Genomic DNA, 10,204 nt, shown 5'->3' with positions numbered 1-10,204 from the left:
GCCCGGAGGCGGAGCCGCGGTGAGCCCTCCCGCTCCCCCGCGAGCACGCCGGCGCGACGGGCCGGCGAGGTGGCGACACGGAGGCGACCGTGGCGGGCGTGACGACGCTGGAGGGAAACGACGACCACTACGGGGTGACGATGCTCGACCCCCAGGAGAACGAGTTCTGCGTCAGCTAGATCTCCGATAGATGTCCGGCGTTTCCGCAGTTCATCTTCGGAGCGGGAAAAGGCGGGCCGAATTCGCGTGCCGTCGTTCGAATGAAGGGTTTTCCTCGCATATCACGGGGCAGGTGGCCGACGGTCGGGAAAGGCGGGTTCCGTCCATAGGCGACGGGGATGGGGAACGATCCTGATGAGCGAAAACACAATTTTAACGGTGATCAACTGGGTCATTGTGGTCTCGGGATGCGTGATGGTCGCACAGAGCGTCTACACGCTGGCGACAGGCCGGTTCCCTCCCCTGTACTCCAAGGGCGACCGGGCGTTGCCGGTGCGGCCGTACGCGTGGTACCTGCTGCTCTTCTGGTTGGCCCTGGTCGCGTTGACGTTGCCGCAGGCGCTGGACTGGCCGAGCGAATGGCGGATCGTCTCCCTCGTGTTGGTCGCCGCCTTCCTGGCGGGATCGGTCGCCATGAGGATGAAGATGAAGAAGGCGAAGCGCTCCATGGAATCGGGTGAAACTCACCGGACCCCGTGACGTTCACGAGGTCGTGTGACGGGGATGACGGAGGGGCGTGACCGGCATGCCGCCGACCCCGCCCCTCGTGGTCAGCCGCTCACCCCTGTCTGCTCCGGCGAGCCCGGAACGCTCGCGTCGAGCCAGATCGGACGCCAGTCGCTCAGCTCGTGGAAACGGCGCAGCTCGGCGATGCCGCTGAGCCAGCCCATCCACCCGGCGTACGGCGGGTTCTTCTCGTCGAAGCCGCTCTCCACGAAGGTGAGCCGCGTCGCGCCGCCCGACCCCTCCAGCTCCCAGCTGGAGACGCCGAGACCCGGCCACTCCAGGGTGAGGCCGCGGCCGGGCTCCAGCGCGACGACCTTCGCGGGCGTGTCGTTGGCCTCGAAGCCGCCCATCGCGAACCGCCCGCCGACGTACGGCTCCATGTCGACCTTGTAGCCGAACCACCGGCTGAACTTCTCCGGGTCGACGAGCGAGTCGAACACCGCCTCCGGCGAGCCGCCGATGACGAGCTCCTCCCGCAGGACCGGGGAGGTGAAGTCCGCCTTCGGGGTGAGCTCGCGGCCCTCCAGGTGGTCGACCAGGTTGGCGATCGACAGGCACCAGAACGTCTGCGTCATCCCCAGGACGCCGCTGTCGGCCATCGCGGCCTCCTGGTCGAAGTGGGTCTGCGTCAGCGTCACGATGGTCGACTCGGCGCTCTCCTCCTCCAGGCTGATCTCGACGGTCGTCTCCTCGCCGCCGAGCGGCCACGAGAAGCGCAGCGTACGGTCGTCGACGTGCAGCGGACGCTGGCGGGGCTCCTGCCCGTCGGGGGTGTGACGCCCCCAGAACGCGTACCGGTGCGGCAGCTCCACCTCGGCGTGCTCGGCCAGCCAGACGCGCAGCTCGCCCGGGTCGGTCAGGGCGTGGTGGACTGCCTTGAGCGGTGCGGTCACGCGCGCGCTCAGCTTCATCGGCTCACTCACGGGGTTCTCCCTTGGGGTAGCAGGCGACGGCGAGCTTGAAGGCGTCCCCTTCGGCGCCGCCGTAACGGGTGAAAAGGTCTTGCAGTGCCGCCTGGAGGTCGTTCAGGAACTCCTGGCGCCGCTCGGGGAGCATGCGGATCTCGCCGGACACGCCGATGGACGGCAGCTCCGGCGCGGTCCTGTCGAGCGCGCCGATGTCGGCCTGGACCTCCTCCATGAGGTCCAGCAGGTAACCCAGACCCAGGTCGTCCCGGGTCGTGCGCAGGCCGATCCGGCCGACGAGGCGGGGCGAGAGCCAGTAGGAACGGGCGCTCGCCTGGTAGACGCCCTCGTGGATGCCGCGCACCCTGCGCTCGGTCACCTGCGTCACCAGGCCCGCCTCCACCAGGCGTTTGACGTGGTAGTAGACCCGCTGCGGGGTCTGGTCGAGCAGAGCCGCCACCTCGGTACACGATCGCGGCTCGGCGAGTTGCCGCAGCACCTCGATGCGCTGCGGTTTGAGCAGTGCCTCGGCCTGCTCGATCTGCTCCAGGTACAGGACGTCTCTCATCGCAAAATCAACCTTGTACGTAAAATTATTTTTTGTCAATGGGTGACGCCGGAGGACTCGTTCGGCGTCGTGTACGTGTCGGCGTCTCCTCCGCGCGGCGGCCGTCGTCCGGCGGCCGCCGGACGGTGACCGGCCAGGCGGCCGGGGGGGCGGGGGTGCGGGGCTCACCTGCCTTCCGGGGACGATCGCATCGCCCCCAGAAGGGTGTCGAGGGTCACGCGGGCGAACCCGATCCGGGCGTCGCTCGCCCCGTACGGCAGCCACAGGGCGCCCGCGTGCAGCAGGCCGCCGCAGGAGTACACGACGTTGGGCACGTACCCCTCGCGCTCGGTGTCGCCGGGGGTGAGGAGCGTGCCCGGCAGCTCGGCGACGACGCGGTGCGGCTCGTCCAGGTCGAGCAGCAGCGCGCCGATGGCGTAGCGGCGCATCGGGCCGACGCCGTGGGTCAGGACGAGCCAGCCGGACTCGGTCTCCAGGGGGGATCCGCAGTTGCCGACCTGGATCAGCTCCCAGCTGCTGCGGGGGGTGTGGAGCGGTCTCGGGCGCCGCCACCTGCTGTCCTCGCCGAGGGAGGTCAGGCCGATGGTCTCGCCGTCGGAGCGGCACAGCGCCAGCCGGCGCCCGCCCACCGGACGCGGGAACAGCGCCATCCCCTTGTTCGCGGCGGCGGGCCCGCGCAGCGAGGTGGCCTCGAAGGTGCGCAGGTCGTCACTGGCGAGCATGCGCGAGCGGATGTGCCGCCCGTCGTAGGCGGTGTAGGTGGCGCGGTACGAAGGCGTGCCGTCCTCATCGACGATCCTCACGAAACGGGCGTCCTCCATCCCGTTGCTCTCGGCCGCGGTGGCGGGCCAGAGCACCCGCCGCTCGATCGGGACGTCGGCGGGGAAGGTCACGGCGTAGTCGGAGGCGGTCGCCCGGCGCAGCTCCTCCACGGTGCCGTGCGTGGTGGTGCGGGTGAGCAGGTCGGTGGGGAGCCGGGCGACCGCCTGCTCGAAGTCGTCGTCGTCGAAGAGGTCGGGCAGCGAGCCCAGCACGGTGGCGGAGACCTCGTTGTCCCATCCCTCGTCGGTGAGCGCGGCGGCGAGCAGGTCACGCCGATGGGGGACCCCGTGCCGGGGACCGGTGATCAGCGGTCCCGAACGGTCGGCGACGACGAGCTCGTCGCCGGGGCCGAGCACCGCCGTGACGAAGCCGATGGACGACAGGTGACCCTCGCCGATCTGCCGCGTGCTGATCACCACGCGCAGCCGTCCCGGGCTCAGGCCGGACTGGTCGGGATGGGCGACCATCGAGGGGTTGCAGAGCGCGGCGCCCTCCACCGCGTACTCGTGGCTGAAGTAGGCACCGACCAGGAGGCGGGCCGCCGGTCGCAGGTCGATATGGCTCGGGACCCGGTAGCGGACCAGGTCGTAGTGGTGCAGGAAGGTCGTCGCGAGATCGCTGTGCCGGTCGCCGAACCCCCGCAGCGTCTCCTCGAGGAGCGCGGCGGTCTCGTCGTGGCCGAGAAGCGTGATGCGGTCGATCAGTGCGGCGGCCCGGCTGCGCGCCAGGGCGGCGTCCTCGCCGGGCACGAACAGTTTGATGATCACTCTTCGCGGGTCGGGGGCGAGGGTCTGGTCGAGCCGGGTGGCCAGGTCCCTGATGGTCATGGCGCCTCGTTCGGGGGTCTCGGGGCCGGGGCGCGGCCCCCTCCGGGAGAGGCGGCCGGGAAGCCGTGCCTTCCGGGGGCGGGGGCGGGAATGTCGCACTCTGCGGGGGTGGCGGCCGGGAAGCCGTGCCTTACGGGGGAGGCCGCCGGGGCGCGACACCTTCCGGAGGGCGCGGCCGGGGCGCGGCGTCCTCCGAGGAGCGCGGCCGGGACGCGACGCCGTGTGAAGGTCGCGCCATATCCCGTCATGACACCCATGACATCATCCCGCCGGTCCCGTGACCAGGGCACGATGCCTTCAGACGACCTCACTCCGTTCGCTCACCAGGCGCTCGGCGTGCTGCAGGGTGGAGATGAGCGCGATGGTCGACTCCGCGCCCTGGTTCAGATTGGGCCCGTACAGGGTCAGGCCGTCGTAGCCCCCGCCGGTCGCGATGTCCCACATCGCCGTACCCCGGTCGTTGGCGCCCTGGAACCACGCCGACGCCCGCCACACCCCCGCCCGCCAGGCGGGGTCGCCGGTGACGGCGCCCGCCGTGGCGCAGGCGTCGGCGAGCGCGGCGACCTCGATCGGCTGCTGGTCGTAGCGGTCCCGCGGGGCGTGCCGCCGCCAGCCCGCGACGGGCACGACCGACAGCCGCCCGTCCCTGGTCTGGATGTCGTGGAGCCAGGTCAGCATCCGCAGGCCGTCGGCGAGCATCGAGTGATCGCCGCCGAGGTGGCCCGCCGCGATGAGCACCTCGGCGAGGGCGGCGTTGGCGTACGTCAGCCGAGGCTGCGGCCACGGCCAGTCGGGATCGGCCGGGGGGACGCCGATCGCGAGGGCGGCGTCCGCGAGCAGGGCCGCGGCCGGGGCGTTGTCCGGCAGGACGCGCAGGACCTCCGCCGCGCCGAGCCCGGCGAAGGCCATGGCGCGCGGGTGCGTGGACCGCCTGGTGGCGCCGAGGGCGAAGGAGATCAGGGCCTCGTCGCGGATCCACGGGGCGGGGTTGCGGGCCGCCGCGGTGCCCAGGCCCCACAGCGCCCGGCCCCACCAGTCGCCGAGACCGGGTTCGTCGGTCCAGCGCCGGTCGTGGGAGAGCCGGTTGTGGAACGCGCCGGAGCCGTCCTGCGCGTGCGTGAGGAAGGCCAGGTAGCACTCCGCGAGCCGCCGGACCTCGGGGGTCGGCGCCGGTTCGCGGCTGGTGACGACGAGCCCGCGGGCGACGTCGTCGGTGCAGTAGCCGTGCTGGCGGCGGACGACGGCGTGCCTGGCGTGTTCGAACAGGCCGGTGTCGTCGCTCAGCCGCGCCAGGTGCCGGAAACCGGGGATGGCGGTGGCGACCGCGGGGGGCATGGGGGTTGCGGGGGTCACGGCAGGGCCACCGCCACGGCCGCCGGGCGTCCGGTGAGCAGGCCCCGGGCGAGGTCCTCGTAGCGCGCCGCCACCGCCGGCCACAGCAGGGTCGGGACCAGGGCGTGGGTACGGTTCCTGAGGTCCTCGGCCAGGCCGGGCTCGGTGAGGATCCGGCGTACGGCCGCGGCGAGCGCCGCGGGGTCCTCGTGGGGGACGAGCAGGCCGGGCCCGCCGGTGAGCAGTTCCACGGCGTGCGGGAACGACGTGGCGACCACCGGCACCCCGGCGGCCACCGCCTCGATCAGGACACCGGAGGTCACCTGCTCGTGCGAGTCGTACGGCAGCACGACCACGTCGGCCGAGCGGACCAGCCGGATCAGCGAGGCCTGGTCGCGGTAGACCGGGTCGTACCGCACGGAGGCGGACACGCCGAGCCGCGCCCCCATCCGCTGCAGCCGGTCGCGGTAGGCCTCCCCGTGGTGTTCGAGCACCTTGGGGTGGGTCTTGCCCGCGATCGTGTACGTGGGCGAGGGGGAGAGGTCCCCCAGCAGGGCGAGCGCCTGCAACGCCCACTCGATGCCCTTGCCGGGGCCGATCAGCCCCCAGGTGAGCAGGTGCGGCCGCAGGCGGCGCTGGGCCGGGACGCGCATGTGGTCGGCGGCCCCGTGCGGGATGACCGACACCTTGCCCGGGTCGACGTGGTAGCCGGCGAGCAGCCGGTCGCGGGCGGTGCCGGTCATGGTGACCACCGCGCCGGCGGCGTCCACGATCTGCTCGAGCAGCCTTCGCTGCCGGGGGGTCGGCCGGGTCAGCACGGTGTGCAGGACCACGATGCTCGGCACCATGAGATGCCGCAGCAGCGGCAGGACGTCCTGGCCGTCCGTGCCGGGGTAGATGCCGTACTCGTGCTGGACCACCGCCACGTCGAACCGCTCCAGGGCGGAGGCCGCCGCCTTCCAGCTCTCGTGCCCGCCGGGGGCCCAGGTGTGCACGACCCCGGGTACGGGGCGTTCGTCGTCGACGTCCGTGGTGACGCGGACGATCCCGCCGCGGGTGCCCCCCTCGGTGAGGTGGGCGGCCAGGGCGGAGTTGAAGGTCGCCAGCCCGCACTGCGTGGGCGGGTGGGTGCTGAGAAATCCGTATGTACAGGCCACTGCCAAGCCTTCCGGTCATCGGCCGCTCCGGCTCACGGATGCGGACCTCACGGGATGAAGACGTCCATCGGCCAGCGTGGTGGCGGATGGAACCGAAGCCTGGCGCCGGGGGCCGTCCTCATCGGGGCCCGGCTGCCGCGACCCCGCAGAGGACCGCGGGGGCTACGTCACTCCGACAGTATCAGGGGATTACGCTCGGTCCACTATGTCGCGGTAGATGCGTAAATAATTGGTCACCATTCTCTCCACGCCGAATCTGCGTTCGGCCTGGGCGCGGCAACCCGCCCGGTCGATCGTGCCGACGCGGGAAACGGCTGAGACGGCCTCCTCGACGGTGTCCACCAGGAAGCCCGTCACACCCGGGTCCACGACCTCGGTCATCGACCCGCGCCGGTAGGCGACCACGGGGGTGCCGCAGGCCATCGACTCGACCACCGACAGGCCGAAGGGCTCGTCGAACGCGATGGGATGCAGCAGGGCCGCGCTTCCGCCGAGGATCTCGGCGCGCCGCTCGGGGCCGACCGAGCCGAGGAAGCGGACCCGCTCGCCGTCGACGTGCGGGGCGACCCGCTCCTCGAAGTACCGCTGGTCCTGGACGATCCCGCAGACGGTCAGCGGCAGCCCGGCCCGCCGCGCGATCTCGATCGCCGTGTGGGTCCCCTTGTCGGGGTGGACCCGGCCGAAGACGACCAGCCCCCGGCCGCCGCCGGGGTCGAAGGGCAGAAGCCCGAGGTCGATGCCGTGGTGGACCGTGGCGACGTAGTCGAGCTCGGGGGAGCGGTCGGCGTCGGAGATGGAGACGTAGGCCGACCGGGCACGGGCGTAGGCGGGCAGGATCCCCGCCCCGGAGAACCCGTGGACCGTGGTGAGCAGCGGCGCGCGGCAGTGGCCCGCGAAGGCCAGGGGCAGCCAGTCGAGGTGGCTGTGGACGAGGTCGAACTCGGCGGAACGCCCCAGCGCGTGCGCGACGTGCATCGCCTCCCACACCCGCCCGTCGAGGGACGGATCCTCGGCGTACCCGGTGGGGCAGACCCCGTCGAGCGTCCCCGAGGTGATCGAGTCGAGGGTGGCGAAGAGCGTCACGTCGACGCCCCTGGCGGTCAGTCCCTCGGCGAGCAGGCTGGTGACCTGCTCCCAGGGGCCGTAGTGGCGCGGCGGCGTACGCCAGGCGACCGGTCCCAGCAGGGCCACCTTCAGCGGAGTCACCTCCGGCGTCGCCTTCGCCGGGGTCGTTCTCGCCGAAGCCGTTTTCGCCGGGGTCGTTTTCGCCGGCGCCGGAGCCTGAGGCGGCTCCGGCGCCGGAGCCGTTCTGGCCGGAGTCGTTTTCACCGGAGCGGCCTTCTGCGCGGCCTCCTTCGGCGAGGGCGCCCTCACCGGTGACCGGATCCGGCGTGCACCCGTTTCCGGTCCTTCCGCGACCTCACAGATTCACCCCTCTGCCGGACTGGTAAGGACAGAGCCAGGCAAAAACTACGCTGCCGAAATTCACCAGCATGGTGTGAGGCGTTCGCCCGGCCGTTTCGGTGACCTGGAGCCTGACCACCGACCCGTCGCGCATCCAGCCCGCGACCTCGTCCTCGGTGGGCTCGTGTCCGTGCAGGCGCAGCATCAGGTCGTGGGGCTGCCCGGCTATTCGCAGGTGCAGCTCGCACACGGGTTCGGTATCCGCCATGTTTCGCCGTCCAGATGTCCATGTGGAGTAGACCCGGCGGAGTTGTCGGCGTCTCATCGAGCGTACCCCTCGCGCCGGGATCCACCCCGAACGGGCGAACGACCACCATGATCGCCGCCCCGCCGCCGCCTCGCCCTGCCTCACCCCGTCCCGCCCGGCCGCCCCGCCCTGCCCCGCCCGGCCGCCCCGCCACCTCGCCGCAGCCCTGATCCGCCATCGCCCGGGCACGGGCTCAGGCCGGGCCCGGGTTCAGACCGGCTACCGACCGGCCACCGGCCGACAACCCGCTCAAAACGGCGCCTCTCATGCCCGCGAACCGGGACAAGAACGCCAGCGAGCCAGACCGGCCCCCGGCGCATTGCATTCGTGTACACGTTACCGCGATCGAGAAATAAACCCCGCAACGGTATTTCGCGCGTCAGGGCGACTTCTCCGCGTCACGAAAGGTCGATCGCCTCTCAATCCGGTGCGATTCACGTACCGGGAAAATGGCGCGAGCCTCGTCGTGCGAATGCGCGCGGCCTCGGCCGGATCCGTCCGGACGTGACGTGGTGACTGCGGCTCGGCGATCGCGAGAGCCGCTGGATATCCGTGCCCGTAAGCGTTCTGGGTGCGAGCTGCCCGTACGGCGCTGTCCTCGACGTCCGTGCTTGCATGATTTGAAGCGACTTGCCCCGATCGCCGATTTGGTGATGGAAATGCATGACAAATGGCTTATTCTGCCCTGTCATTGCGCGGCCACCGGGCATTGAATTGTTGATTCTCGTGGAAATTTTCCGCAATCCGCGGTCTCATATTCCAGCCAGTTCTTTCGGGATCATTACTGGGAAGAGGAGAGTCATATGACCAATTCGCGAAGGATAACGGCACTCGCGGCCGCGCTCGCGACGGCGGTCAGCCTCGGAGCCGCCGGTGCGCAGGCGTCGACGGCCGCGGAGTCATCGGCGGGTTCCTCGACGGTGGCCGCGCCTCCGGCGCCGGGGCTCCGGATCACCCGCTTCCTCGGCGAGCAGCGCCTGCCGCACAGGATGCGGTTCCGGGGGACCACCGTCGGTGGCCTCTCCGGTCTCGACCGTGACCCCCGCACCGGCACTTGGTACCTCATATCCGACGACCGGTGGCGCTACAACCCAGCCCGCTTCTACACCGGCCGCTTCGACATCCACCCGGTCACCGGGGCGTTCACCGGGGTGAACCTCACCGGGGTCACCACCCTGCGGCGCCCCGGCGGGAGCTCCTACCCGGCCTACGGCCGGCCCAGGTCCGCCGATCCCGAGACGATCCGCTACGACCGGTGGAGCCGCAGGGTGCTGTGGGCCAACGAGGGCGACCGGCCGGACGCGGAGAACCCCAACATCCCGGTGTCCGACCTGTCCGTCCGCTGGACCAACAGCGAGGGCCGCTACCTCGGGGAGCTGCCCGTTCCCCGCAACCTGAAGATGACCGCCACCACCAGCGGCCCCCGGCGCAACTTCGGGTTCGAGGGACTGACCTCCACGGAGCGGACCATCGCGGCCATCACGGAGGGCCCGCGATACGAGGACGGCGCGCCGCCGACCGTGAGCCGGGGCGCCACGGCCCGCATCACCGTGTGGGGACGCGACGGCCGGCCGCGCGGGCAGTACGCCTACCCGATCGACAAGCTCCCGGCCGCGCCGACCCCGGCGAACGGCAAGTCCGACAGCGGGGTGTCGGAGCTCCTGGCGATCGACGACAACCGCTACCTCGCCCTTGAGCGCTCCTGGATCGAGGGCGTCAACTACAAGGCCAAGCTGTACGAGATCGACCTGCGCGGTGCCACGAACGTGCTGACCCGCGACAGCCTGGCCGCCGGACGCCCGTACCGCCCGGTTTCCAAGCGTCTCATCTCCGATTTCGGCACGGTGCCGCCGCCGCTGCAGAACCTGGAGAGCCTCGCCTGGGGGCCGCGCCTGCGTAACGGCGAGTGCACGCTGGTGGTCGGCTCCGACGACAACTTCGACAGCAACGAGGCCACCCAGTTCCTGGCCTTCGCCGCCCGGGGCTGTGACGGCCGTTGAGATAGCACCGGACGACCGGTGCCGCCGCTGACCACGAGGTGACGGCGGCCCGGCCGAGAAGGAACCCCGGCGTGGACGGTGGTGACGTGCTCGGCCAGCGCGTCCATCAGGGCGTCCTTGCCGCGCGGCAGGTGGTGGTAGATGGCCATCGCCTCC

General features: G+C 71.4%; 9 protein-coding genes. 2 read left to right on the top strand and 7 right to left on the bottom strand.

Annotation, left to right across the window (positions count from 1 at the left end; genetic code table 11):
- Nucleotides 1-354 precede the first annotated feature (354 nt).
- Nucleotides 355-699: a hypothetical protein gene (locus AB0G15_RS42785; RefSeq protein WP_362851355.1), complete on the top strand. Its 345-nt coding sequence runs from the start codon at nt 355-357 to the stop codon at nt 697-699.
- A gap of 71 nt (nt 700-770) precedes the next feature.
- On the opposite strand, the gene AB0G15_RS42780 is transcribed toward AB0G15_RS42785, so the two are convergent.
- The 7 genes from AB0G15_RS42780 to AB0G15_RS42750 form a co-directional block, all read right to left on the bottom strand.
- Complete coding sequence (locus tag AB0G15_RS42780) at nt 771-1,649, bottom strand: SRPBCC domain-containing protein (RefSeq protein WP_362851353.1); 879 nt, start codon at nt 1,647-1,649, stop codon at nt 771-773.
- The gene (locus AB0G15_RS42775) at nt 1,642-2,199 is read right to left on the bottom strand and encodes a helix-turn-helix domain-containing protein (RefSeq protein ID WP_362684428.1); all 558 of its coding nucleotides are present in this window, start codon (nt 2,197-2,199) and stop codon (nt 1,642-1,644) included. Before AB0G15_RS42775 ends, AB0G15_RS42780 begins: the two co-directional genes overlap by 8 nt.
- 164 nt (nt 2,200-2,363) lie before the next feature.
- Nucleotides 2,364-3,848, bottom strand: a complete 1,485-nt coding sequence (locus AB0G15_RS42770) for a glycoside hydrolase family 130 protein (RefSeq protein ID WP_362851351.1) — start codon at nt 3,846-3,848, stop codon at nt 2,364-2,366.
- 297 nt (nt 3,849-4,145) lie between these two features.
- Nucleotides 4,146-5,201 (bottom strand): glycosyltransferase, encoded by a 1,056-nt coding sequence (locus AB0G15_RS42765; RefSeq protein ID WP_362851349.1) that lies wholly within the window; start codon nt 5,199-5,201, stop codon nt 4,146-4,148.
- Entirely contained in the window at nt 5,198-6,337 is a 1,140-nt protein-coding gene (locus AB0G15_RS42760) for a glycosyltransferase (RefSeq protein WP_362851347.1), read from the bottom strand. Before AB0G15_RS42760 ends, AB0G15_RS42765 begins: the two co-directional genes overlap by 4 nt.
- 189 nt (nt 6,338-6,526) lie before the next feature.
- Nucleotides 6,527-7,543, bottom strand: a complete 1,017-nt coding sequence (locus AB0G15_RS42755) for a glycosyltransferase family 4 protein (protein WP_362851345.1) — start codon at nt 7,541-7,543, stop codon at nt 6,527-6,529.
- Nucleotides 7,544-7,757: 214 nt separating this feature from the next.
- Nucleotides 7,758-8,009 carry a hypothetical protein gene (locus AB0G15_RS42750; protein WP_362684443.1) on the bottom strand — a complete coding sequence of 84 codons (252 nt, stop codon included), beginning with the start codon at nt 8,007-8,009 and terminating at the stop codon, nt 7,758-7,760.
- Between the two features lie 842 nt (nt 8,010-8,851).
- On the opposite strand from AB0G15_RS42750, the gene AB0G15_RS42745 reads away from it, so the two are divergent.
- Nucleotides 8,852-10,048 carry an esterase-like activity of phytase family protein gene (locus AB0G15_RS42745; protein ID WP_362851343.1) on the top strand — a complete coding sequence of 399 codons (1,197 nt, stop codon included), beginning with the start codon at nt 8,852-8,854 and terminating at the stop codon, nt 10,046-10,048.
- Nucleotides 10,049-10,204: the final 156 nt, after the last annotated feature.

This window comes from Streptosporangium sp. NPDC023825 (assembly GCF_040639575.1).
In the GTDB taxonomy this organism is placed as follows: domain Bacteria; phylum Actinomycetota; class Actinomycetes; order Streptosporangiales; family Streptosporangiaceae; genus Streptosporangium.
Note: the sequence above shows the minus strand (reverse complement) of the source record. Positions and strands in the feature narration are given on the sequence as shown.

Coding starts and splice junctions, on each gene's coding strand:
- AB0G15_RS42750 (WP_362684443.1), bottom strand. CDS start 8,009: ATGGCGGATACCGAACCCGTGTGCGAGCTGCACCTGCGAATAGCCGGG.
- AB0G15_RS42745 (WP_362851343.1), top strand. CDS start 8,852: ATGACCAATTCGCGAAGGATAACGGCACTCGCGGCCGCGCTCGCGACG.
- AB0G15_RS42775 (WP_362684428.1), bottom strand. CDS start 2,199: ATGAGAGACGTCCTGTACCTGGAGCAGATCGAGCAGGCCGAGGCACTG.
- AB0G15_RS42785 (WP_362851355.1), top strand. CDS start 355: ATGAGCGAAAACACAATTTTAACGGTGATCAACTGGGTCATTGTGGTC.
- AB0G15_RS42770 (WP_362851351.1), bottom strand. CDS start 3,848: ATGACCATCAGGGACCTGGCCACCCGGCTCGACCAGACCCTCGCCCCC.